General features: G+C 71.9%; 16 protein-coding genes. 11 read left to right on the top strand and 5 right to left on the bottom strand.

What is annotated here, in order from left to right; translation table 11 throughout:
• Nucleotides 1-132: 132 nt before the first annotated feature.
• The 3 genes from POL25_RS19900 to POL25_RS19890 all read left to right on the top strand — a co-directional run bounded on the left by POL25_RS19900 (nucleotide 133) and on the right by POL25_RS19890 (nucleotide 12015).
• The gene (locus POL25_RS19900; RefSeq protein WP_272087687.1) at nucleotides 133-9681 is read left to right on the top strand and encodes a tetratricopeptide repeat protein; all 9549 of its coding nucleotides are present in this window, start codon (nucleotides 133-135) and stop codon (nucleotides 9679-9681) included.
• Nucleotides 9682-9901: 220 nt separating this feature from the next.
• Complete coding sequence (locus tag POL25_RS19895; protein WP_272087686.1) at nucleotides 9902-11113, top strand: hypothetical protein; 1212 nt, start codon at nucleotides 9902-9904, stop codon at nucleotides 11111-11113.
• A 32-nt stretch (nucleotides 11114-11145) separates the two neighbouring features.
• A complete protein-coding gene (locus POL25_RS19890; protein ID WP_272087685.1) occupies nucleotides 11146-12015 on the top strand; it encodes a hypothetical protein in 870 nt (289 codons plus the stop codon).
• Nucleotides 12016-12343: 328 nt separating this feature from the next.
• Here POL25_RS19890 and POL25_RS19885 read toward each other — a convergent pair whose 3' ends face one another.
• Entirely contained in the window at nucleotides 12344-12676 is a 333-nt protein-coding gene (locus POL25_RS19885) for a thioredoxin family protein (protein WP_272087684.1), read from the bottom strand.
• A gap of 400 nt (nucleotides 12677-13076) precedes the next feature.
• Between POL25_RS19885 and POL25_RS19880 the strand changes: the two genes are divergently transcribed.
• Complete coding sequence (locus tag POL25_RS19880; RefSeq protein WP_272087683.1) at nucleotides 13077-14165, top strand: hypothetical protein; 1089 nt, start codon at nucleotides 13077-13079, stop codon at nucleotides 14163-14165.
• Nucleotides 14166-14302: 137 nt separating this feature from the next.
• Nucleotides 14303-15043, top strand: coding sequence for a hypothetical protein (locus POL25_RS19875; protein ID WP_272087682.1), 741 nt, complete (start codon nucleotides 14303-14305; stop codon nucleotides 15041-15043).
• Between the two features lie 198 nt (nucleotides 15044-15241).
• Here the strand turns inward: POL25_RS19875 and fghA are convergent, their stop codons facing one another.
• Together fghA and POL25_RS19865 are read right to left on the bottom strand one after the other, a co-directional pair.
• Nucleotides 15242-16087: an S-formylglutathione hydrolase gene (gene fghA / locus POL25_RS19870; RefSeq protein ID WP_272087681.1), complete on the bottom strand. Its 846-nt coding sequence runs from the start codon at nucleotides 16085-16087 to the stop codon at nucleotides 15242-15244.
• A 366-nt stretch (nucleotides 16088-16453) separates the two neighbouring features.
• Entirely contained in the window at nucleotides 16454-17605 is a 1152-nt protein-coding gene (locus tag POL25_RS19865; protein ID WP_272087680.1) for a hypothetical protein, read from the bottom strand.
• A gap of 212 nt (nucleotides 17606-17817) precedes the next feature.
• Between POL25_RS19865 and ftsW the strand changes: the two genes are divergently transcribed.
• From ftsW to POL25_RS19845, 4 genes are all read left to right on the top strand, one after another.
• Nucleotides 17818-19149, top strand: a complete 1332-nt coding sequence (gene ftsW / locus POL25_RS19860) for a putative lipid II flippase FtsW (protein ID WP_272087679.1) — start codon at nucleotides 17818-17820, stop codon at nucleotides 19147-19149.
• 91 nt (nucleotides 19150-19240) lie between these two features.
• On the top strand, nucleotides 19241-19822 hold the full coding sequence (locus POL25_RS19855) for a hypothetical protein (protein ID WP_272087678.1): 582 nt from the start codon (nucleotides 19241-19243) through the stop codon (nucleotides 19820-19822).
• Nucleotides 19823-20148: 326 nt separating this feature from the next.
• A complete protein-coding gene (locus POL25_RS19850; protein ID WP_272087677.1) occupies nucleotides 20149-21123 on the top strand; it encodes a hypothetical protein in 975 nt (324 codons plus the stop codon).
• A 431-nt stretch (nucleotides 21124-21554) separates the two neighbouring features.
• Entirely contained in the window at nucleotides 21555-22265 is a 711-nt protein-coding gene (locus POL25_RS19845; protein ID WP_272087676.1) for a hypothetical protein, read from the top strand.
• A gap of 37 nt (nucleotides 22266-22302) precedes the next feature.
• On the opposite strand, the gene POL25_RS19840 is transcribed toward POL25_RS19845, so the two are convergent.
• Entirely contained in the window at nucleotides 22303-22512 is a 210-nt protein-coding gene (locus tag POL25_RS19840) for a hypothetical protein (RefSeq protein ID WP_272087675.1), read from the bottom strand.
• A 45-nt stretch (nucleotides 22513-22557) separates the two neighbouring features.
• On the opposite strand from POL25_RS19840, the gene POL25_RS19835 reads away from it, so the two are divergent.
• Nucleotides 22558-23580 (top strand): hypothetical protein, encoded by a 1023-nt coding sequence (locus POL25_RS19835; protein ID WP_272087674.1) that lies wholly within the window; start codon nucleotides 22558-22560, stop codon nucleotides 23578-23580.
• Here POL25_RS19835 and POL25_RS19830 read toward each other — a convergent pair.
• A complete protein-coding gene (locus tag POL25_RS19830; RefSeq protein ID WP_272087673.1) occupies nucleotides 23549-24100 on the bottom strand; it encodes a DUF8692 domain-containing protein in 552 nt (183 codons plus the stop codon). The genes POL25_RS19835 and POL25_RS19830 overlap by 32 nt on opposite strands.
• A 306-nt stretch (nucleotides 24101-24406) precedes the next feature.
• Here POL25_RS19830 and POL25_RS19825 point away from each other — a divergent pair, with 306 nt between their 5' ends.
• Nucleotides 24407-25393 (top strand): hypothetical protein, encoded by a 987-nt coding sequence (locus tag POL25_RS19825; protein ID WP_272087672.1) that lies wholly within the window; start codon nucleotides 24407-24409, stop codon nucleotides 25391-25393.
• The last annotated feature ends 171 nt before the right edge of the window (nucleotides 25394-25564 follow it).

Below are 25564 nucleotides of genomic sequence, written 5' to 3'. Positions count from 1 at the left end.
CCGCAAACCACACGCCTGCGCGGCCGTGGTATTTTGGGCGGCCCCGCTCGCGGCACCAAGCCCATGCCCGAAACTGCCGTCGCGCCCAAGCGCCAGCCCTCGCCTCACGATCTGCCTTGCCCGTTGCCGCCGGTGGCTCCTGGAGAGCCGCCCGAGCTGACGGCGTTTCGCGCCAAGCCCAGCGACGACGCCTTCTTGAAGCTGCGGCGGGCCTTCCGCGAGGCCGAGAACTGGAGCGGCCTCGCCACCCTGCTCGTCGTCCACGCCGCCGCCATCACTGGCCCGCCCAAGGTCGCCGAGCTCTGTGTCCAGGCCTTCGAGCTGTGGAACGACCGCGTCAAGGACAAGGCCCAGGCCGCCTACGCCCTCGTGCGCGCCCTCCAGGCCGAGCCGCACAACAACCGCGCCTACGAGCAGTTGCGCAAGGTCTACGGCGAGCTCGGCAGCCTCGACGAGCTCGCCACCCTCCTCAAGTTTCGCCTCGATCATCTGCGGCGGCACGATCGCGCCGCCGTCCCGGGCGCGCTCGTCGAGCTCGGCAAGGTCGACGAGCAGCGGTGCCAGGTCGACGAGGCGATCGCTTGCTACAGAGCCGCGCTCGAGATCAACCATGGCGAGCGCGACGCCAGCGACCAGCTCATTCGCCTCCATCTCCAGGCCGGCGCCTGGCTGCGCGTCATCGATCTGATCAACGTCGAGCTCGCGCGCACCGACAGCGTCCGCGAGCGCGACCGCTTCGCCTCCCTCCATCTCCGGCTCGCCCGCATCGAGGCCGAGCAGCTCGAGAACATCCCCTCCGCGGCCCTCCACCTCCAGGCCGCGCTCAAGGCCAACCCTGACGACGTCGCCGCCCTGCGGGCCTTCGGCGCCCTCTACCTCGGCAGCGGCAAGGCCAGCGACGAGGGCCTGCAAAAGGCCGCCGACGTGTTCTTCCGCGCCGCCAAGCTGGCGCGCAGCCAGGGCGACGAAAAGATCGCCTACAGCCTCCTGCGTCGGGCCATGAGCCTGCGCCCCGATCACCACGAGGCCGGCAACGCGCTGGCCGAGCTGCTGATGGCGCAGGAGAAGTGGATGGAGCTCGACGACCTCTACGGGGCGTGGATCGGCTACGTCACCGAGGCCGACAGCTACGGCCTGTGGCTCTCGCGCGGCGAGCTGCTCGAGACTCGCCTCGCCCGTCGCGAAGAGGCGCGCGCCTGCTACGAGCAGGCCTCGCGGCTCGAGCGGCCTGGCGGCGACGCGTGGTTGCGGCTCGAGGCGCTGCTCGTCGAGCTCGGCGACAACCACGGCCTCGTCGGCCTCTACGAGCGCTGGTCCGAGCAGGACCCTGGCGGCCTGCCGACCGACAAGCTGCTGTGGGCCGCCCGCGTCGCCCGCGAGGACCTCGGCGACGAGGAGCGGGCCGCCGTCAGCTTCTACCGCGTGCTCGAGCGCGAGCCCTTCAACCACGAGGCGTTCGAGGGCTACAAGGAGCACTGGCGGCGCAAGAACAACTGGTCGCACCTGGCCGGCCTCATCCTCTACCAGGTCGATCAAGCGCTGCAGATGGGCGGCGGCGCCGACAGCCCGCTGGCGCGCAGCGAGTTCGCCGAGCACTTCGTCGAGCTCGCCGAGATCTACGAGCGCCGCCTCGGCGACCTCGCCGGGGCCCTCGACGCCTGGAACCGGCTCGCTCTCGCCTACCCCAACGACTGGCGCCCGCGCGACCAGATCGCGCGCATCGACAAGCGCGCGCGCATGCTCGACGCCAACCTCGCCACCCTCGAGGCCGAGCTGCAGCGCACCGTCGATCCGCAGCGCCGCTTCGAGGTCCTGCGCCGGCTGTCGCAGGCCCACCGCGAGCGCATGACCGACCCGCAGCGCACCATCGTCCTGCTGCAGGAGATGCTGGCGCTCGCGCCCGGCCACGAGGGGGCCCTGCGCGCGCTCGCCGAGATGTACGAGAGGACAGGTGCTTACGACCAGGTCATCGACCTGCTGCGGCGCCAGCACGACGTCACCCGCAGCATCTCGCAGCGCGTGGTCCTGCTGCGGCGCATGGCCGAGCTGTGGCAGCACGAGCTGCACAGCCCGCGCGAAGCGCTGTGGGCCTGCGAGCAGATCCTCGGCTACAGCCCCTCCGACATCGACGCCGTGCACCGCATGCAGGGCCTGTCGGCCGAGCTCGGTGACGCCGGCGGCGAGCACGAAGCCCTGTCGCGCGAGCTCGGCCTGGTCGGCGAGCCGGCCCAGCGGACCCGCATCATCCGCCGCATGGCCGACGTCGCCGACCGCAAGCTGCAGGACCCGCAGCGCTCGGCCCAGGCGTGGACGCAGCTGCAGGCCGGCGACCCGCACAACCTCGAGGTCACCGACAAGCTGATCGCCGCCTACGAGGCGCTCGGCAACCGCGAGGAGCTGGCCAACTTGCTCGGCAAGGCCGCCAGTTCGGCCCGCACCCCGCCGATCCGCCAGCTCGACTACCTCATGCGCCTGGGCCACGTCGCCGAGTCGTCGCTCGGCGACGCCGACCTGGCCTGCTCGGCCTTCGAGCGCGCGCTCCGGATCCACCGCGACCACCGCGGCGCGACCGAGGCGCTGACCCGCCTCTACCGCAACCTCGGCAGCTGGCACGGTCTGGCCGCCTCGCTCGGCACCCTGCAGGAGATGGCCGACAGCGACGAGGAGGCGCTCGGCATCGGCTGGGAGCGCGCCGAGGTGCTGGCCGACCGGCTCGACAACCCGGCCGCCGCCATCCGCGTGCTCGAGCAGCTCGCGTCGACCACCGCCATCGGCAACCGCGACGTCGCCCTCAAGCTGCTCGAGCTGTACGAGCGCGCCGGCCAGTTCGACCGCCTGATCCGCCACGCCGAGGTGCTGCTGCTGTCGGCGCTCGAGACCGAGGAGCGGCGCGAGCTGTTCTCGCTGATCGCCCGCACCTACGTCGTCAACCTCGGCGCCCCGCACAAGGCCACCGCCGCGTTCCAGCGGTTCATGCGCGAGGAGCCCGACGACGGCGAGGGCCTCAAGGTCCTCGGCGAGCTGCAGGCGCTGGCCGGCGATCACCAGGCCACCCTCGACACTCTCGGCAAGCGGCTCGAGAGCCTCACCGACGCCGCCCAGCAGGTCGTCACCCTCGAGCAGATGGCCGAGGTGTGCGAGTTCGGGCTCGGCCACGCCAAGCGGGCGCTCGCGCTGCTCGGGCGGGCCCTCGGCATCGCCCCCGGCAGCCGCGACCTCAAGACCAAGATCGAGGCGTTCGCCGAGCGCCACGGCATGTACAAGGACCTGCTCGTCGTCTACGGCGAGCGCTTCACCGAGATGAGCGCGCGCGCCGAGAGCCGCGGCCAGATCGACCTGTGCCTCGGCGCCTCCGCCACCGCCGAGAAGAAGATCGGCGACCCCGACCTCGCCTTCGCCTGGGGCCGCAAGGCCTACTTCGTGGCCCTGCGCGCCGGCCTCGACGCCGGCGCCGTGCAAGCTCGCCTCGAGGGTCTGGCCCAGGCCCACGGCCTGTGGCCGCAGATGCTCGACGTCAGCGAGCAGGAGCTGGCCTTCCAGGAGAAGACCCCCAACTACGGCGACTTCGGCACCATCACCCTGCTGATCTCGGCCGCCGAGATCGCCCGCGAGCGCCTCGGCGACCCCGCGCGCGCGATCGGCTACCTGCAGCGCGCCTACAAGCTGCGGCCCGACGACGAGGACCTCGGGCGCCAGATCGAGGCCCTCGGCGAACAGCATCAGATGTGGCAGGCGCTGGTCGACCTGCAAGAGGCCAAGCTCGCCCGCGCCCGGACCGGCCTCGGCCGCTTCGACGCCTGCGCCGCGATCGCCAAGATCTACGAGCGCCACCTCCACGATCCGAAGCGCGCCTTCCAGTGGTTGCGCCGCGCCGAGACCGACCTGCGCCCGGCCGACCCCTCGCTCGCCGAGGAGGCCGCCGGCCTGATGACCGAGCTGGCCCAGCGCCATCAACTGTGGCCCGAGCTCGCCGATCATCACCGCGGCCTCGCGCTCGCCAAGCTGCAGCGCAACGAACGCGGCGGCCTCAATCAGCTCAAGGACTCGGCCCGCATCGACTACGAGAAGCGCCAGGATCCGCTGGCCTCGCTGCGCACCCTGCGGCTCGGCGTCGCTTACGATCGCGACGGCACCGCGCTGATGCCCGCGATCGAGGCGATGGCCGCCAAGGTCGACGAGAACAAGAGCCCCGACACCCCGCCGACCGGCGCCCTGACCCTGCTCTCGGTCACCCAGCAGATCATCGGCCAGACCGTCGATCCCGCGCTCAAGCTGCAATTGCTCAAGCGCCGCGCCGAGCTGCGCGCCGGCCTCGGCGACACCGCCGGCGCGATCGCCGAGTGGCTGCGGGCCCTCGCGCTCCACCCCGGCCACGAGGAGGCCCGCTTCGAGCTCGACCGCCTGGCCGAGCGCGACAACCTGTGGCACCTGCTCCTGCTCGCGCCCGCGAGCGAGCTGCACTTCGGGACCGGCAAGGCCCAGCAGGGCAAGCTGCTGACCCAGATCGCCGAGCTCTACGAGAACTGCCTCGGCCGGCCCGAGTACGCGCTGCGGGCCCGGATCGCCGCCTGGAAGCTGCAGGGCGACCTGCCCCCCGAGACAGGTGAGCTCGGGCCCGCGCACGCCAAGATGTGGCACCTCGCCGGCCTGACCGGCACCTACACCAGCCCGCCGCAGGCCCGCGATCCGCTGCTGTGGCCGCAGATCGCCCCACCCGAGCTGGCCGACCGCGACCAGTGGCGCAAGCTCGGCCTCGACCCCGACACGCTCGCCCCGCGCATGGCCGTCAAGGCCCGCAAGAAAGAGGAGTCGAGCGTGATGGAGCTCGACGACCTCGAGGAGCTGTCGCGCCCGACCGCCGAGATCCAGCTGTCCGAGCTCGAGCCGCTCGAGGAGCTGCGGCGCGGCGGCGGCAAGGAGGTCGTCGCCCGCCCCGGCAAGACCTTCCGCAGCGAGACGCACACCAACATCGTCGACCTCGCCGACCTCGAGCCCGTCGAGCTGTCGGCCACCGCGATCAAGGTCCGCGCCCCGCGGCCGAGCCGCGGCGAGACCGACATCGTCGACATCGCCGAGCTCGAGCCGCTCGAGGCCTCGGGCTCGGTCAGCGTGCGCGCGGCCGGCCTGCCGCGGCAAGAGTCCGGCGTGTTCGACCTCGCCGACTTCGAGCCGATCGAGGACAGCCTGGTCGGTCCGGCGCCGAAGCGCCCGAGCGCCGAGGTGTCCGGCGTGCTCGACCTCGACGAGATGCTCGAGCTCGACGACGACGCCCCGCGGCCTGTGTCTCACAAGCGCTCGCTGCCGCGGCCCGCCGCCAAGCCGCGGGGGCCGACCCCGCCGCGCCCGCCGGGCGGCAAGCCGCTCGCCAAGGCCCCGCCGCCGACCCGCCGGCCCGCCGCCCCGCCGCCGCCGTCGCGCCCGCCCGAACCTGTCCCCGCGGCCAGCTTGCCCCCGCCGCCGCCGGTCGCCAGCCGCGAGCTCATCGACGCCGTCACCGCCGGCCTGCCGGCCCTGCCCGAGCTCGAGGCCCCGGTCGTGCCGGTCCGCCCCGCCGCCAGCAGCGCCTGGCACGAGCTCGCCCACGCCTACGCCTCGGTGGTCCCCGCCAGCAAGTCCGAGCGCGCCGGCCTGCAGCGCCTGCTCGCCCGCCTGTGGGACGAGGGCGCCGGCCGGCCCGACGCCGCGCTCGAGCGCTACGAAGAGGCCCTGGCCCTGGTGCCCGACGACGCGGCCGCGCTCACCGGCCTCGTCCACATGGCCGAACGGACAGCCGACCCCGAGCGCCTGATCGCCGCGCTCTCGCGCCTGCTGTCCGACCTCACCCTGCCCGAGCACATCGTCGCCTATCACTCGCGCCTCGCCGACCTGTACGAACAGACAGGTCAGCCCGAGCGCGCCGAGGAGCAGTACCGCGGCGTGCTCGCGGTCTCGCCGAAGCACCTCGGCGCGCTGCGCAGCCTGGCCGCGCTGCACGCCAAGACCGGGCGCGAGCGCGAGGCCGCCGAGGCCTCGGCGCGGCTCTACGACGTCGAGGCCGACGGCCTCCCGCTCGCGGAGCGGATCCCCCGCGTCCTCCAGCTCGCGCGCGACCTCGCCTACCGGGCCGACCGCTCGCTCGAGGCCATCCGTCGGCTCGAGGCCCTGGTCAAAGAGACCCCGGAGACCGCCGACGTCCACGCCGAGCTGATCGAGATCCTCCAGCGCGAGGGCCTGTGGGTCCGCGCGGTCGAGGCCCTGCGCACCGCCGCCGAGGTGGTGCCCAACCCCGACGCGCGCGTGCGCTGCCTGGCCCGCGCCGCCACCCTCACCGAGGAGCGCCTCGGCCAGCTCGACGCCGCGATCGCCGGCTGGTCCGAGGTCCTCGACCACAACCCCGGCGACCCCGACGCGCTGGCGCGCCTGCAGAGCCTCTACCTGCGCAGCGAGCAGTACGCCAAGCTGCTGCCGATCCTCGACCGCCGCCTGGCCCAGGTCGGCCCCGGCGACCGCGACGCTCGCATCGCCCTCCTGGTCGTCAAGGCGCGGGCCCTGCAAGAGGGCCAGGGCGACGAGACCGCCGCGCTCGAGACGCTCGAGACGCTGGCCGCCGAGGCCCCCGAGAACGACGACGTCGTGCTCGGCCTGTCCCGCCTCTACCGCAAGGGCGGGCGCATGGACGACGGCATCGAGATGCTGCGCCGGCGCCTGGCCGAGATCGTCAGCGACATGGAGGTGCGCAACGAGCCGCTCGCGGAGGAGCCGCTGCCGTTCGACATCCCCGAGCCGGTCTCGCCGGCGCTGGCGGCCCGCCGGGTGCGGATCGCCGAGGCGCTGGCGACCGCCCTGGCCGAAGAGGCAGGTGACCCCCGCGGCGCGCTCGAGACCCTCGACGAGGCCCTCGCCGACGCCCCGCCGGAGGCCGCCCTCGGCCTGCAGCAGCGCCGCGTCGCGCTCGCGCGGGCCCTCGGCGACGACCGGGCCCTCACCGTCAGCCTCGCCGCCGTCGGCGAGCCCGACGGCATCCTCGAGGCCGCCGCGATCGCCCGCGACCGCCTTCACGAGCCCGAGCTGGCCGCCCAGCTGTTCACCCGCGTGCTCGCCGAGCTGGCCCCCGGCGCCCCGCAGCGCAGCCGCCGGCTGTCGCAGGCGATCGAGGGCCTGGTCGGCCTGCGCCTGGCCGCCGGCGACCTCGACGGCGCCGACGCCCTGCTCGACGCCCAGCTGGCCCAGATCGACGACCCCGAGATCCGGGCCCGGATCCTCACCGAGAGCGGCCGCGCCCTCCTGCGCGGCGGCCAGGAGTTCGCCCGCGCCCGCCAGCGCTTCGAGGCGGCCCTCGCCGCCGACCCCGACCACGCGCCCGCGCGCCTGGCCCTCGGCGCCGCCCTCATCGACGCCGGCCTGCACGCCGAGGCCGAGGCCACGCTCGAGGCCGCGGTCGAGGCGTTCGGCCTGACCCGCGACCAGCCGCGCCTGGTCGAGGGCCTGCTGATGCTGGCGCGCCTGTTCGAGCAGACCGACCGCGCCAACGAGGCCTACCGCCGGCTCTCGATGGCCCTGCGCCACGTCCCCGACGACCTCGAGATCCGCGCCGGCATGGCCCACAACCGCGCCGCCGCCGGTCGTTACCGCGACGCCGTGGCCGCCCTCGAGCCGGTCGAGCAGCGCCTCGCCGCCGGCACCCCGGTCGCGCCCGAGCGGGCTTCGGTGGTCGCCGATCTGCTGATCCTCGCCGCCGAGTGCGACGCCAAGCAGAACGCCCCCACCGACCGCCTGGCGGCCCGCTACGCCCGCGCGCTCGAGCTGGCCCCCCGCCACCGCAAGGCCCGCGCCGCCCTGGCCCAGCTGGCCCAGGAGTCGGGCCGGCTGGTCGACGCCGCCGACCACACCCTCGCGCTCGCCGACCTCGAGCAGGACCCCGAGGCCCGCGGCCGGGCCCTGCTCGCCGCCGGCATGCTGTTCCACGAGGCCGCCGGGGCCGCCGCCGAGTCCGGCGAAGAGACGGTCGTCAGCGCCTCGGCGCAGAAGATCCTCGGCGCCGCCTTCGAGGCGGTCCAGGCCGGCCTCGCGCTGATCCAGCACATCCCGCACCCGGTGCTCGACCGCCGCCAGCTCGAGGCCGCCTTCTGGACCGCCGTCACCCGCAACGCCGGCATCGCCCTCGGCTGCCTCGACCGCCTGCTCCACCACCCCGACCTGCGCGACGCCAAGCGCGTCGGCTTCCTGCTCGAGGGCGTCAAGATCGCCCTCCAGCGCGGCGAGCCCGGCGACCCCGCGCGCGCGCTCGCCTACGCCCGCGCCGCCGCCCCGCTGCTGCCCGACGCCGCCGCCCCGATCCACGGCCTCGTCGACGCCCTGCGGGCCACCGGTGCGGTCGACGAGATCGAGCCGGCGGTGCGCGCCTACCTGGCCCGCGAGAGCGTCCAGAAGCCGCCTGGTGACCCACGCGAGGCCCGCGATCGCCAGCGCCTGCTGGTCCGTCTGGCCGATCTCGTGGTCCAGGCCGAGCCATCGCCTGACCCGAAGGACAGCCGCCCCGCGCAGGCGATCCGGCTGCTCGAGCGGGCCGCCGAGCTCGACCCGACCGGCCTCGGCCTGGCCCCGCGGCGCCAGCTCGCCAAGCTCTACGCCGACGAGAAGATCCAGGGCCCGCAGGTGCGCACCAACTCCGACGCCCTGCTGCACCTCGATCCGCTCGACGAGGCCAGCCTGGCCGCCCTGGCCCGCCACTGCGCCGAGGCCGGCGAGGAGCACCGCGCCCACGCCATCCATCAGCTGCTGCGCATCGTCAGCCCCGGCCACGCCGAGGCCGGCGCCTTCCTCACCAGCCACGAGCTGCTGTCGGTCCGCGGCGGCAAGCTCGACCCGGCCACCGTCGTCGAGCCGGCCCCCGCCGACGCCGGCGTGGTCCCGGCCATGACCGCGCTGTGGGAGGGCGCCGCCGAGCTGCTGGCCGAGGAGCTGCCGCGCCCGCAGTTCAACGAGGCCGCCTGGATCGAGGCCGAGACCGACAAGGACACCCTGCTGTGGAAGGTCTGGACCGAGCTCGGGACCCAGATGGCCGCCCAGGGCGTGCGCCTCGCCGATGTCGGCCTGCTCCCCGAGATGCACGTCGAGGGCGGCTGGACCAGCGTCTCGTGCGTGCACTCGCCGGTGATCCTCGTCGGCCCGGCCGCCCGCGCCGAGACCACCGCGCCGCGCCTGCGCTTCGCCCTCGGCCGCGCGCTGTTCTTCACCCGCCCGGCCGCGATCCTGGTCGCCGGCCTGCCGCGGCCGTTGTTCGCCGGGGTCCTCGCGGCCGCGCTGCAGGCGTTCCACCCGCGCCACACCCGGCGCGTGCGCACCCGCGACGAGGCCGACCTGGCCACGCGGCTCGGCCAGACCCTCGCGCGCAAGCTGCCGATCCGGCTGGCGCGCCAGCTCAGCGGCCAGTTCAAGGAGCGCGAGCAGGAGGGCTTCGACAGCCGCGACTGGCGCGCGTGGGTCCAGCGCTCCGGCGACCGCGTCGGCCTGTGCCTGTCGCGCAACCTCGGCGCCGCGCTCGACATCCTCGGCCTGCCCCAAGAGCCAGGTGAACGCAGCGCCGCCCTCAAGGCCCGCGCCGCCCACGACGCCGACCTGCGCGACCTGCTGGTGTTCGCCGTCAGCCCGGCCTACGTCGGGGCCCGGCGCGCCCTCGGCTTCGAAGTCAAATCGCGCTGACGCGGCTCCGAGGCCGCCGACGAGGCCGCGCGCCCCCCCAGGGCCCGCGGCCTCGTCGTATGTGCAGCCCACGACTTCGAGTTCGCCCGAACCCACCCCCGGCCCGGTCGCAGTCACCCCACGTCATCGCCGCGGCCTGTCTTTTGAATCAGCTCGCCGCCCCCGCGCGCGCCGGCGCCTCTTGCGGCCCAGGCTGAATCGTGGACAAATCCTGGCGCCCATGCCCATCGCGTCGCGCCTCTGGATCTCGCTGCCCCTGTTGAGCGTCACGGCCCTGCCTGCGTGCCTCGACCCCAACGCCAACACCGAGACCGAGTCGAACGCGACCTCGGACATCGGCACGACCGACATCGGGACCACCCAGCCGCCGCCCCAGACCACCAGCTCCACCACTGACGACCCGACCGCGGGCCCGACCTCCACCACCGCCGGGCCCGCCTGCGGCGACGGCTTCGTCGACCCCGGCGAGCAGTGCGACCTCGGGCCCGCCAACGCCGACGACGGCGACTGCACCACCGCCTGCCTCAACGCCACCTGCGGCGACGGCCTCGTCAACAAGGCCGCCGAGGAGTGCGACCTCGGCCCCGACAACGCCGACGACGGCGCCTGCACGACCGAGTGCCGCGTCCCCGCCTGCGGCGACGGTGTCCTCAACGGCGGCGAGGTCTGCGACGACGGCGTCAACGACGGCAGCTACGGCGGCTGCCTCGCCGACTGCAGCGCCGCCGGCCCCGGCTGCGGCGACGGCGTGGTCGAGCCCGAGCTCGAGGACTGCGAGGACGGCCCCGACTGCCTGCCCTCGTGCCAGTACGCCCACAGCTGCCGCGAGTGGCAGGAGGCCGACCCCGCGGCCGTCAGCGGCATCTTCAGCGTGCGCCGCGAGGGCGTCGCCGACTCGATCCAGGTCTGGTGCGCCCTCGACGAGGCCACCGACGGCGGCGGCTACACCTTCCTCAAGGTCGACGTCGCCGCCGGCATGAACCCCAGCCCCGCCACCGCCACCAAGGCCGAGACCACCTGCAACGAGTGGGGCATGCAGCTGTTCACCCCGCGCAGCCCGGCCCACCTCGAAGCCGCCTGGCAGGTCGTCACCGGCGAGGACCTCGAACCCGTCGGCGGCGGGGCGGTGAAGAGCGGCGCCGACTACTTGCAGATTCTGGGGATCTATCCGGTCACCGCGGGGCAGAGCTGCGTCGACGCGCCGCTCAACGGGCTCGACTGTCCCGAGTGGCGCGCCGGCGACGACGAGGCCTGGTACGTCAGCGACGTCGCCGTCGGCAGCGGCGAGCCCGACGAGCTCGGCGCGTGCGAGGGCTGCTCGATGCTCTACCAGTGGAACCAGGACGGCAGCGTGAAGAGCTACAAGGCCCTGCCCGCGCCTGGCGGCTACAGCTTCCGCTTCCTGTGCGACACGGGCGATAAATTGCCCTGACGCGCGCGGCGGGTTGTGTCATTTTTTTCGCCATGGCTCGCTTACCTCGCAAAATCGCCCTCCTGGCCCTCCTGGCGCTCTCGCCGGCCTGCGTCTTCACGAGCGGCAACACCACGACCAGCACCGACTCCGACACCGGCCAGTTCGTGTGCGACGATCCCAACGCGTACCTCGACGGCGAGGACTGCTACTGCAACGACGGCTTCGAGTACTGCACCGACGACCCCGACGACCTGTCGTGCTGTCCCGTCGCGGACACCACCTCGTCGCCGAGCGTCGGCACCACCACCGTCGAGCCGACCTCGACCAGCGAGCCGACCACCACCACCACCGACTCGACCGACACCGACTCGACCACGATCCCGGCCACCTCCTCCACGAGCACCACGGACGAGACGGCGAGCACCACCGAGACCAGCGACACCAGCGAGAGCACCACCACCGGCGTCGAGGAGTGTCGCGGCGAGCAGCCGCCGCCCGACAGCTGCAAAAACGGCCAGTTCTGGTGCACGATGACCGAGGCCTGCGGCCCCGAGGGCAGCCAGATCTACCGCTGCGACGGCGACACCTGGGTCCTCGAGCCCAACCTCGCCAAGGACAGCTGCAACTTCGACGGCTACGACTTCGCCTACGGCTGCATCGACAACGGCAAGTCGGTCGAGTTCATCTGCGGCGATGGCCCCGGCACCGCCTGCGAGAACAGCGACCCGGCCTCCTGCGCCGACGAGGTCAACCTCAACACCTGCATCTACGGCAAGCTGGCCGAGTTCGACTGCTTCATCCAGTGCACCGAGGTCGGCGACGACATGATGGCCCTCTACGACCACGGCTTCTGCGGCGAAGAGATGGGCACGTCCGCCTGCCTCTGCTGCGACATGGGCGAGCCCGGCTGCCCGGTCTGAGCGGAGCCCTCGCGGGCCGCCCCTCGAGCCGCGGGCGGCCGCGCACGGCCGGGGAGACAGAGCCCTGTCTCTTCGGTCAGTGAGCCCAGCAGTACCACCTGTCTCTTCAGGCAGGTACACGAGAGACGGCGGGACCACGCTTCGCATGGCACAGCGATGCCCGGGTGGGCATCGATGAAAGTCCAGGATGCCCAGGCTGCGCTCGTCAGCCATGCGGCTCATCGCTTTCGCGGGCCCTTTCCTTCGGCGGTCACGCTGCGAGCCACGCTCGAGGCGAGCGTCGTTGGCGGCGGGATCGATCCACTACCCCACAACGCCGCCGTCCTGGCTATGCCAAGCTCAGCATGCTGAGCAGGACTTCGCGGCTCGTGAGGCCCGGCTCGATGCTCACCTTGCTCCCGCCTCTGAACGCGATGGAGGTCGGGACGGATTTGACCCCGTTCTTCTGAGTGGTCTCGGGGGCACCGTCGATGTCCAGGATGCCCACCTTGACCTTGCCCTGGTAGTCGTCCGCGATCTTCTCGACGATCGGCAAGAGCTCGCTACAGCGCCCGGCCCAGGTCGCCGTGAATACCACCAACACAGGCACGAACCAGGACGCCTGGACGACCTCCTGCTCGAAATTCTGCTCCGTGAACGTGAGTACATTCGAGCTCGACATCTCTTTGTCCTGAACCTGGAGTGAGAAAGGTATCCGTTGCGAGCTTGGCGAGCAAGCGAGCCTTCCACTCGAAGTGGCAGTCGCATGCCCGCGACCGGGCTCGACGCGCGTGAAACCTGCCGTCAGTCGTCCCGGCTCGACCCGTCCGCCTCGAGCAGGAACCGCCGGGGCGTCATGCCGGCTGTGCCGCTCACGATCTCGACGCTCGGACAGCCTCAGCCCGACCATCCGGATTACCTGCCTCTTCGGACAGGTAAACCAGCCGAACGCCCGCCGACCACACCTGAACTTTGAGACAGCTCTTGCGCCGGGCCCCTGGCGAATCCTTGTTCCGCTAGCGCGAACCCGCGCCGAGAATTTATAGTTGCGCTCGCCTTGAAAGCCAACGAAACTGACAAAGATGGACCGCCCGTCTTTGCTCCGCGCGTTATCGAGCTCACTGGTCCTCCTTCTGGTCGCCTGCTCCCAGGCCCCGGCCACCGAGAGCGACACGGCGGACACCACCGAGCCGCAGGCCGTCTCCACCAGCAGCAGCTCGGACGCGACGACCGGCACGAGCGACGACTCGACCACCGACGATTCGTCGACCGGCGGCGCCGAACATCCGTGCGCCATGTGTGGCCCTGACGAGTTCTGCCAGTGGGTCGGGGCCGACGACGCCTGCGTCGGCTATCCCGAGGTCCAGTGCGTACCGCTGCCTCCTGGCTGCGATCGCCACACCATCTGCAGCCTCGACTGCGTCCACCAGATCTGCGGCGGCTATCAGTGCGGCTACGCCGATCCCTGCGAGTTCGGCGACGCCGTGCTCTGCGCCCAGAACAACCGCTGCGACCCCTGGGATCCCGACGCCTGCCGCACCGAGGGCACCACCTGCTTGCCGGTCTCGCGCGACGACGACCCCTTCGCCGACCGGTGGTCGTGCGTGCCCGTCCCGGCCCCCGGCGTCCCCGTCGGCGAGCCCTGCACCGTCACCTCCGACGGCTCGTGGTCGTGGGGCGACTGCGCCCCGGGAGCCGTGTGCAGCCGCGTCGACGCCGACACCGCGCAGGGCATCTGCACCGCGCGCTGCACCGGCAGCCCCGACGCGCCCGAATGCGCCGACCCGGCCACCCATTGCCAGGTCTGGGGCGACGACGAGCTCGAGATCCACCTGTGCGAGCCGACCTGCGATCCGCTCGCCGGCCCCGCAGCCTGTCCTATGGGACAGGTCTGTGTCGGCCTCGACCCGGTCTGCGTCCCAGACATCTCGGGCGACGGCGGCGCCTACACCGAGGTCTGCTCCGCCACGAACGACTGCGATCCCGGCCACCTGTGCGTCTCCACCGAATACGTCCCCACCTGCAATCCCGCCGACCCGTCCTGCTGCACCCCGTACTGCGACCTATCCCAGCCCGCCTGCCCGCCCGAGCTGATGTGCCTCTCCCCTTACGCCGACGGCGAGGCCCCGCCCGACCTCGAAAATTTCGGCCACTGCCTGGTCCCGCTCTGACAGCCGGCGCGGGCGCAGCCAGACGTCTTACCGCACCCGCCGAGAGGCGCTGCAGCTCCGCGCCGTCGACCGCACCCGACGCGTCGCCGAAACTCCCGCCGCTCGTCACCGCGGTCCCTTCGGCCTAACATGCCGCCATGAAGCTTGATCTTTACAGACTGGCAGCCTTCTTCGGGCTCGTGTTCGCGGCGTGCGGTGAAAAAGAGCAGGCGACCGAGAGCGCCTCGGATTCCATCACCGCGACGGACGGTCCCTCGACCTCCGGCGATACCGGCACGCCCACGACCGACGCCGATCCCACCAGCACCGCGGGCACCACCGACACCCCGGCCGAGTGCGGCGCCTCGACGCTCCCCGCCGGACCGGAGGTCACGCTCACCCTGCGCAACGGCGGCATGACCCCGCTGTTTTTCCAGCCCGACGACGGCTGCGGCAATCGTCCGTTCGTGGTCCTCGCGGCGGCCGACGCCGGGCTTTTGCGGGTCGATGCCCTGGCCTGTGAGACCTGCGCCGGCATGCAGTCCTCGTGCGGCTGCAGCGACGGCTGCGGCTCCGCCGAGGTCGTGCGGCTCGAGCCGGGCGGCCGATTCGACCTCGTGTGGACCGGCAATCACTTCGTCGAATTCGCGGTCCCCGCCGCCTGCGCGGGCGAATTCTGCGACAACACGTCCTGCCTCGAGGAGCAGCAGGTCGCGCCCGGGCTCCTGGGCCTCGAGGCGTTCGCCAGCGACACCCTGATCGAGTGCGGCGACTGCTCCTGCGCGGCCAACGAAGACGGCTGGTGCGAGCTCACGGGCACGCTGTCCGGCACGGGGCGGGTCGCCGAGGCCATGCTCGATTTCCCGGGCACGACTGCGATCGAGCTCGTGTTCCCCTGATCTGCCAGGCCATCCGAGAGGTCGCGGGCCGTGCTCGAGAGTCCGCCTGCCTGCGGTCCTGCTCACGACATCGCGTCATGAGCCGTGCTCGGGAGTCTGCCTGCCCGCGGTCCTGCTCACGACATCGGGTCAAGAGCCGAACTAGCGGAGCACGCGCCCCCGATACCTCGCCTCACGACCCGTCGCCGCCGCGAAGCCTCAGCGCCGCGCGAGCAGCTCGGCGTGGTGGCGCAGGTGCTCGCCGACCAGCGTCGCCACGAAGAAATACCCGTGGTCGTAGCCGGCGTGCCGGTGCACCGTCACCGGCTGGCCGGCCCGCTCGCACGCCGCCGCGAACACCTCCGGCCGCAGCTGCTCGCCGAGGAACTTGTCCGCCTCGCCTTGATCGACGCGGATCGGGTCCTTGCGCGTGAGCCCGTCCTCGACCAGCGCCGTCGCGTCGTACGGGCGCCACCGCTGCGCCTCCGGCCCCAGATACGCCGAGAACGCCTTGATCCCCCACGGCACTTGCGACGGCGTGGCGATCGGCGCCAGCGCCGACACCGACCCGAACGTCGCCTGCTCGCGTAGCCCCGCCACCAGCGCCCCGTGCCCGCCCATCGAGTGGCCCATGATCCCGAGCGCCCCGGCGCGGAGCGGGAAGTTGCCGGCGATCAGGCCCGGCAGCTCCGTCGCCACGTACGAGTACATGCGGAAATGCGGCTCCCACGGCGACTCCGTCGCGTCGACGTAAAACCCGGCCCCCTGGCCCAGGTCATACGCGGGATCGTCGGCCACGCCCGGCCCGCGCGGGCTCGTGTCGGGCGCCACCAGGATCAGCCCCAGCTCGGCCGCGTAGCGCTGGGCGCCCGCCTTGACCGTGAAGTTCTCCTCGGTGCACGACAGCCCCGACAGGAAGATCACCGCCGGCAGCGCGCGCGAGCGGCCCTGCTCCGGCACGAACACCGACAGGCGCATCTCCGTCCCGGTCGATGTCGAAGCGTGGCTGTAGGTCCCCTGTACGCCGCCGAAGCAGCGGCTCTCGCTGATCGTCCGCAGATCCATCACCCGCGACCCTAGCACCGGGCGGCCCCGCGCGGTAGCCCGCCGCGAGCGCCGCGGCCCGCCCGCTGCTGCCGAGCCTGCTCACCGCGACAGAGGTGCCCCCGCACCTGTCCCCGAGGACATGCTCCGAGGACATGCTCCGAGGACATGCTCCGAGGACATGCTCCGAGGACATGCTCCGAGGACATGCTCCGAGGACATGCTCCGAGGACATGCTCCGAGGACATGCTCCGAGGACATGCTCCGAGGACATGCTCCGAGGACATGCTCCGAGGACATGCCCCCGAGGACATGCCCTCGGGCACCTGCCCTCAAGAACATGCCCGCCAGGACATGCCCTCTCGCACCTGTCCGCGGGGACAGGCCCTAGAACCGCCCGGTGAGCCCGAGCCCGCCGCCGCCGGGCGTGAACGCCGGGAACACCGACAGCACTGACGCCCGCTCGCGGTTGATCCGGCGGTGCTTGGCCAGCTTGACCGACGCCATGACGATGAGGCCGAGGCCGGCCACGGCCAGGAACACCCCCGCGGCCGTCGCCAGGTCGCCGCGGACCTTCGGGGCCAGCTCGATCTGCGTCGTCCCCGACGTCGGGGCGCCGTCGGTCCCGTCGGTCCCGTCGGTCCCGTCGGTCCCCGTGTCGTCGGTGCCGCCGGTGTCGGTCTCGTCGCGGAAGCGGATGAGCTGCGACTCGAGCGCGTCCGCGTCCGTCTCCTTGAACTTCGGGTTGGTGCGGGCCCAGTAGGCCAGCGTCACGCCGCCGCCGATCAGCGCCACGCCGACCGCGAACGACGCCCCCATCCACGCCGGCGCCGACGGCTGCGTGATCGCCCGGTTGTACGGCCGGCCGCCCGGCGCCGTGTCGATCTCGGGCGGGATCTTCTTGATCTTCGGCTGCACCTCTTCGATGCGCTTGATCAGCTCCTCGAGGCGCTTGCGGGCGTCCATCGTCTCCGGGTAGCGCTCGCAGGCGGTCCCGTAGCGCTTCTTGCAGGCGCGCAGGTAGTCCGCGATGATGACCTGCCCGCGCTTGAGCATGTCGACGTCGCCGGACTCGACGAACAGCTGCTCGTAGGCGGTGACCGCGTTGAGCAGGATCGCCGAGCGGACCGAGTGGTTCGACTCGTTCTCCGACAGCACGTCGAGCGCCTTGACCCACATGCGGGCGGCCTCGCGGTAGTTGCCCTCGTCGAAGCGGGCCGACGCCTCGGCGTCGAATTGCAGGGCCAGCGTGTCGGAGCCGACATTGGGCTTGCGCGACATCGAGAGGCCCGAGCCGGTCTTCGGGCCCGCGCCGGACGTCGCGCGGGCGCCGGCCGCGACCTGGCCCTCTTCGAGCGCGTCGTCGGGGATCGCCTCGTCGCCGGCGTCCGGCATGTCGGCGTCGATCGGCCGGCTCGAGCTGGCGGTGCCGGCCGGCGCGTCTTGGGTCTTCGCTGGCGCGGCGGCCACGGGCGGCGCCATCAGCGAGGCTGCGAGCACGACGCACAGGCCGTGGAGCGGACGACGCGAGAACTGCATGGACTCCGTGAGGATGACGCGACCCCCCCGGCTCGCGCAAGTCCCCGCCGACAGCGTCAAAAAGCCCCTCCGAGGCCGCTCCGGCGCCATTTGGGCACGACCTCCGGTCAAGTTGACACGCCCGGCTGTCAACCTGGCGCTGCGCGCCCGCGCGCCCCCCGGTTTGCGCCGAAAACTCGCCTCGCGCGCGCACCTGTGCGAGGGCCCTGGGCGTGACCCCCAACGAGACCGCGGCCCCCGACCCGGGATGCGACCTCGTCGCCGACCCCGAGGAGGGTTCGCCGTCGCTCGTCGCGGACGCGGGCGAGGAGCGGCGGGCCATGGACCCCTGGCTGTTCTTCGCCGCCATGTCGCTGGCCTGCCTCGGCCTCGTCATGGTCTACAGCGCCAGCGTCTACACCGCGCGGGTGCGCTACCACGACTGGGAGTATTTCCTCGGCCGCCAGAGCGTGCTGTTCGCGCTCGGCACCGGCGTCATGGTCCTCACGTCGCGGCTCGACTACCGGATCTTCCGCCGCTTCGCCCCGCACCTGATGGGCATCGGCCTCATGGGCCTGCTGCTCGTGCTCGCCGTCGGCGACGAGGTCAACGGCGCCCGCCGGTGGATCCGCGCCCCCGGCATCAACATCCAGCCGAGCGAGCTCGCCAAGGTGTTCCTGGCGATGTTCCTCTCGGCCATGCTGGCCCGCCAGGGCGAGCGCGTGCGCCGCTTCAAGGCCGGCTTCCTCCCGCCGCTCCTGATCGCCTCGCTGACCATGGTCCTGGTCCTGCTCGAGAAGGACCTCGGCACCACGATCCTCCTCGGCGCCGTGACGCTCACCGCGCTGTTCGTCGCCGGCACGCGGATCACCTACGTGGTCGCCGCCATGATGCTGGCCGCGCCGCTGGCCTGGTCGCAGATCGTCGGCGTCGGCTTCCGCAAGGGCCGCCTGCTCGACTTCCTCTCGGGCGAGCAGTCGTACCAGATCCAGCAGTCGCTGATCGCCGTCGGCTCGGGCGGCACATGGGGCCTCGGGCTCGGCGCCGGCCGGCAGAAGCTCGGGTTTTTGCCCGAGAACCACACCGACTTCATCCTCGCCAGCATCGCCGAGGAGCTCGGCCTGGTCGGCGTGTGGACCGTGATCGGCCTGTTCTGCCTGCTGGTCTGGCGCGGGCTCGTGGCCGCCCGCGGCGCCCCCGACCGCTTCGGCACCTACCTCGCCGTCGCCCTGTCGGCCCTGTTCGGCTTCCAGGCCCTGATCAACATCTCGGTCGTCCTCGACGTGATCCCGGCCAAGGGCATCACCCTGCCGTTCCTGTCGTACGGCGGCTCCTCGCTGCTCGTCAGCATGGGCGCGACCGGGATCCTGCTCTCGATCTCCCGCCGCCCGCGCCCGTGGCGGATCAGCGACCAGCGCAGCCGCGCCCCCGCGGCCGAGCGCCCGGCGCGGACCGACCGGCGCCAGCGCTCCGCCGAGCCGCCGCGCCGCGCCTGGTGGCCGTGGAAGCGCGCCGCCACCGTCACCGCCGGCCCTCGCCGCAACGCCCGCGTCGCGCGCTCCTGAGCCGCCGCCGAGCGGGCGCACGCCCGCTGCGCGTCGCCCGAACCGCGAGTCGCTGGCGAGCGCCGGGGAAATCGCCAATACTCGCGCGCACGTGCCCCTGCGCGCCCTGCCCGAAGCGCTGACCTACCACGTCGACCTCGCGCCCCCCGAGGTCCTGGCGCGGCTCCGCGGCGACGCCAACATCCAGGTGCTCGAGGGCTTCCCGGCCCGCAGCCGCAGCCGCCGCCGGTTCCTCGCCGAGCTCGGCGCGCGCAAGTTCCGCGTGTGCCAGAACGTCACCGCCGGCGTGGTCGACACCGGCCCGGCCATCATGCGCCGCATGACCCTCGAGGCCGAGCTCGTGCCGATGCCCCAGGGGACCGCCGTGCAGTGTCGCTTCACCCGCGGCCCGTTCGCCCGCCAGGCCAGCTTCTGGATCATGTGGGCCACCAGCCTGGCCTGGCTCGGCCTCACCGGCCTCACCGGCCCCAAGCTGGGCCTCGTGGCCATGTTCATGGCCCTCACCATCCCGGCCTTCTTCTACGACCTCGCGCGCGCCCGCGGCACCGACGAGGAGCGCATCGAGCTGCTCAACCTGATGGAGCACCTCCTCGGCCCCTCGCTGGTCGGCGACAACCCGCTGGAGAACACCCCCTACCGCCGCCCCCGCCGCCTGCCGCAGGCGACCAGCTAGAGGGCCGCCGCAGCGGCTCCGGGCCCACATGTCCTTCGGGACAGCTGGCCCGCGAGTGAGGAGCACGACCCGAGCGTCCGCGCGAAGCCTCACCGCGCACAGGGCTCCGACGCGTGACGTGAAGCCTCCGCGCGGAGCTCGGCATCCGTCCTCGACCCGGCTCGGTGCGGCCACGCGCTCCGCCTCGTCACGCTCACTCCCCGCGCCGAACGTCGACCCACGTCATCCGTCGCCGGTATCGCGTCGGCGCGCGTCACCGCGGGCCGCCGCGCCGCGCCGCGCCGCGCCTCGACACCCGTGGCGCGCGCGGCTAGCTTTGCCGGGCCATGTTCCGCGTCGTCGTCGCGTCGTTCGTCCTCGCCGTCTCCGGCTGCATCTTCTTCCCGCCTGCCGGCGACACCGACAGCGACAGCGGCACCGGCGGCCCGGTGGGCGTCGACCTCTTCATCGCCGTGGGCGACGCCGGCGCCATCGTGCGCTCCGCCAACGGCGCCCAGTGGACCATCTCCACCTCCGGCATCACCACCGCCCTCAACGACGTCGCCTACGGCGCCGAGATGTACGTCGCCGTCGGCCAGGCCGGCAAGATCCTCCACTCCGACGACGGCGTCGAGTGGAGCGCCTCCTCGAGCCCCTCCTCGCGCGACCTCTACGCCGTGCGCTGGCACGGCACCCGCTTCATCGCAGTCGGCGGCGACTACAGCGCCGGCGCCGAGACGCTCCAGTCCGACGACGGCATCACCTGGACCCGGCCTGACCTGCCCGCGCCCAAGCACATGCTCATCGACCTCGCCGGCGACGGCGTCACCCTCGTCGCCATCGGCAACTACCAGGCCGACGCCATGAACTTCGGCGCCTTCAACTGGCAGGACGGCGTCGGCTGGGTCCAGCGCATCGACGGCAGCCCGACCGGCGATCGCTACGGCGCGCTCGGCCACGGTGCCCCCAATTTCGCCATGCTCGGCCCGATCAAGTCCGCCTATTCGGGCGACGGCCTGAACTGGAATTACACCCCGCTCTTCAACCTCGCCGCCGACCCGCGCGGCATCACCTACGGCCCCGGCGGCTGGATCTCCGTCGGCGGCGGCGGCCAGATCCTCGCCTCCACCGACGCCATCACCTGGGTCGCCCGGCCCTCGCCATTTTTGACCAACCTGAACGACGTCGCCAGCGACGGCCAGCGCCACGTCGCCGTCGGCGTCGGCGGCAACATCGCCTACAGCCCCGACGGCCTCACCTGGACCGGCGTCACTCCGCCGCTCACCGCCGAGCTGCGAGGCGTCGCCCACACCCGGCAATAGCCGCGCCCCCGGACGGCGACAGCCGCGTGCCGTCGCCTTCATCGCGCCGAGCGAATCGCCCGTTGCATGGAATTGCGGACCGAGGGCCCCGAGCGAGTCGCGAGCAGACCGAGCGGGCCGCGAGGCGCCATGCATGACGACGACTGCGCTCGAAGATGGAGACCCGCAAACGACGAAGTGCGGCGCATGTACTGCACCCTCCGACTTCCGCGGGCCTCGACCGCGGCCCGAACTCGAATACGTGCATGCCTGGTGATTGCATGCAGCTCGGCGGCGTGTGCGAGCATTGAGCCGGCTGCTGCGAGGGCATGGGCGATGCGACCTCCGCGCCCCTCTCGGGCAGAGCCCGCTCGTCGCGCTTTCGCCACCGCATCTGCGTTTAGAATGACCAGGGCGGCGCCTGTCGAAGGCACTGTCGCTCGAGGTCCCCCATGACAAAGCCCTTCCTGTGCGCACTGATCGTCGCCGCCACCTCCTCCTCTTTCGCGTGCGACGCCGTCATCGCGGCGAAGTCCAAGGGTGAACCCGTCTCGGAGCAGGCCGACGAGCCCGCAGCGGTCGCGGCCGTCGATGTGCAGGCGAACGTCGAGGCCCAGATCAAGCCCGAGGCGCTCGACCTCGAGACCATCAACTTTTTGATCAAGAAGGGTAAGGTCAAGGACGCCGAGGTGCTGGAGAAGCAGCTCAACAATCCCAAGGAGAAGCTGCACAGCATCGACATCGACGGCGACGGCAAGCTCGACAAGATCCAGATCGTCGAGGTCAAGAAGCCGAACGACGAGATCGTGTTCGAGCTGCACGTGATCCCGTCGTCGAAGGAGGAGAAGGACAACGCCCTGATCGTCGCCTTCATCGACTTCGCGCCGGACAAGACGACGAACACCCTGGTGGTCAAGGCGACCTACGCGCCCTGCGTCATCGGCCACGACACGATCGTGTACGACTACGACGTCCCGATCGTCGTCCAGAACGACACGATCGTGGTCACGGGCGGTCCGGCGTTCTACGGCTGGCTGTTCGCGGTCCGCCCGGTCTATGTCGGCGTCATCGTCATCGATGTCCCGACCGTGCATATCCACAAGCACAAGCATAAGCACAAGGGCAAGCACAAGCACAAGGGCAAGGGCAAGTGGCACTGGTGACAGCTCACCCCTACACCGAGCTCGCCCGCGGCCGCGATCAAGCTGCCGAGCTGGCACCCCTGCGGCTGCCAGGACCGCCGCGTTCGCTCGCTAACAACTCGCACTGACCTGGCGGAGGCGCCTCGATCGGCCGCACGCCGTAGTTGTCGAGCGACGTCGCGTTGCTGGACGGCACGGTCGTCGGCCCGCAGAAGACGTCGCGCAGGTACGCTCCGGCCTGGCCGGTGATGCTCGTGGTCCCGAACACGCGCGAGAAGCTGATCCCGAAGTCGTTGCCCGGTACACTGCGACGGTGCGCGGGCCGTTCATCGCCGGGCCGTTTTACGACGCCGTGATGTTCATCGGTGCGCCGCTGCTGGCGCTGGGCCTCGGGATAACGATCTCCGGCACGCCGCTCGCCGACGAAGAGCTCGAGCTGTGGGGCCGGCACGGCACCGTGACGAGCATCTTCATCGGCAGTTTTATCTTCGCGCACCTGGGGCTCGTGTTCGTGCGCAGTCACCTGAACCGGCAGATCTTCGCTCGCCACCCGCGCCGCTTCGTCGCCGTGCCGTTCGTACTGTTGTTCCTGCTGTGCGCGTCCGACTGGCTGCTGGCGACGGCGATCGTGCTGACGGTCTGGTGGGATGTCGTGCATTCGAGCCTGCAGACCTTCGGGCTCGGACGCATCTACGACGCGCGTCGCGGCAACCCGCCTGACGCCGGCCGCCGCCTCGACCTCGGCTTGAACCTGCTGCTGTACGTCGGTCCGATCCTCGCCGGCGCGACGCTGCTCGATCACCTCGAGCCGTTCGCCGCGTTCGAGCACGTCGGCGCCACGGCCGTGCGCGAGATCCCCATCTTCGCCGAGGCACACCAGGCCTCGTGGGCGCCCGCGCTGCTCTTCGGCGGCGCGCTCTACCTGCTCGTCTACGTGCTCGCCTACGTGCGACTGCACCGCCGCGGCTACCAGGTCTCGCCGCAGAAGGTCGCCCTGCTGGTGTTCACCGGCGCCTGCTCGCTCTACACCTGGGGCTTCAACAGCTTCGGCGAGGCGTTCTTCATCATGAACTTCTTCCACGCCTGGCAGTACTTCGGCCTGGTGTGGTGGAGCGAGCGGGGCAACCTGCGCGAGCGCCTGGGCCTCGCTCGTGCGCGCTGGGGCGGCGCCGTCGCGCTGGCGGCGATGCTGCTCGCTGCGGGCGCCTACGGGGTGTGGGCCGAGCTGGTGGACTCGAGCGAGCAACGCGTCGCGCTGAGCGTGACGCTGGTCGTGTCGCTCATGCACTTCTGGTACGACGGCTTCATCTGGTCGGTGCGTCGTAGCGAGGTATGACCGCGATCTGACGGCCCTGCAGGCGGCCCAGGAGCGCCGAGGCGAAGGCCGTCAAGCCGACGAACTCGAGCGTCTCCTCGCACCAGTCGATGAGCGCGTAGCCGAAGCTGTCGTCGCCGTAGCGCTCGGTCCACCAGCCGAGCGGCAACTCGAACAGCACCGCGCCGGTGACATAGATGGCGCCGGCGAGGACGAAGCGGCGGGCTGTCTCAGGGGCCAGGCGTCGCACGAAGCCGAGGAATGCGACGCCCAGCGCCGCCACCAGCGCGCCGGCGGGGATGACCCAGTCGAAGTAGAGGATGCCGCCGACGTCGAACTGGCCGCTGAGCCGCTCGTGAAGGCCGACGGCCTCGTCGACCGAGATCACCAGGAAGCCGAACGCGAGCAGACGCCAGTAGAAGCGGTCGCTCGCCTCGCCGGCGGCGATCCAGGCCAAGAGCCCGGCGCACAGGAGCGGCAGGACGCTGGCGTACCACGACGGCATGTTGCCCTCGTAGCTCAGCGACCACAGCGAGATCATCGCGCCTCGCGCTCCGGCGAGGTGCCGCAGCAGCTCCACGACCAGGCCCGCGAGGCTGAACGCTCCGGCCGTGCTGACGAGAACGCGCCTGGCGGTCGACGCCTGAAATCCAGTCGTGAGGTCCGACAGACGATTGCCCCCGCGCGGGTGACGATACCTCACGGCCGGCCGGGGGCGCGGCGACGCCAGCGCCGCTCATCTCTTGCCGCAGCACCGCGCGCGCTCACGCTCGTCCACCGTCTCTCGACGTAGCCCTCGCGCTCCCTCGCCTGCCCGGGCATCCTCGACGACGAGGAGTCCCAGGCGATGCGAAGCGACGCGGCGGCGATCATCATCCTCACGGCGCTCGCGGGCGCGTGTCTCAGCGACGATCCGACTGGCCCGGTGACCGACACCGCCACCTCGGCCGGTTCCACCACCGACGTCGTCCCCACCACCGGCGCCGCCGTCTGCCCCGACAGCTGTCCCTGGCCGGGCCTCTGCCAGGAGGTCACCTGTGACGGCGACGTCTGCGGCGTCGCCGAATTGCCCGCGGGCAGCGTCTGGCCCAGCGCCTCCGGTGACTGTCAGCAGAACGTGTGCGACGGCCAGGGCGGCCTCCAGACCGAGATCGCCGACGATCCGCCGCACCAGGTCAAGGGCGACTGTCGGCGGTTCATCTGCGACGCCGGCGTCGCCGGCGTCGAGCCCGACCCCACCGACCTCCCCGACGACGACAACGACTGCACCGACGACACCTGCGAGGGCGACGTCCCCACGCACACGCCCCGGGCCATGCACACCGCCTGCGGCCCCGGCCTCGCCCAGTATTGCCACACCGACGGCGCCTGCCGCCCCTGCAAGCAGGTCACCGACGCCTGCGAGGACTACGGCCAGGAGCCGCACGAGAACCAGGAGACCGCGCAGAACCTCGGCACCATCTCCGACGACGACAAGGACGGCTCCTTCGTGTGCGCCACCATCAAGGGCAAAAACGACGTCGACTGGTACACCTTCGCCGGCGACGACGCCTTCCTCAACTACGTCGATCCCGTGCGCAGCCTGGTCCAGCAGAACGGCAGCGGCGGCCGCGTCTGCGTCTACCTGCAATGCAACAGCGGCGGCACCTCGATCAACTGCAGCGGCGCCACCCCCGACACCGCCCCCCTGGGCCAGAAGGGCTGCTGCAGCACCACCTCCGTCGCCCCCAAGCTCGACTGCGACGGCCTCGACGACAGCGCCAAGATTTGGATCCGCGTCGACACCCCGGACAGCCTCGCCTGCGTCCCCTATCAGCTCGACTATCACTTCTAGGCCCGACGATCGACATGTCCCATGAGACAGCATGTCCAGAAGGCCAGGTCTTCCCGCTCGCCTCAACCTGTCCAAAAAGCCATGATCCCACGCCGAGGTCCTCACGGCGCGATCACCCGGATCGGCCCCGATCGGCCGTTTAAAAGGCCCGGCGGCCGCACGCGCAATCGC

It is taken from the genome of Nannocystis bainbridge (assembly GCF_028368995.1).
In the GTDB taxonomy this organism is placed as follows: domain Bacteria; phylum Myxococcota_A; class Polyangia; order Nannocystales; family Nannocystaceae; genus Nannocystis; species Nannocystis bainbridge.
This window is presented reverse-complemented; position numbering and strand designations above follow the sequence as displayed.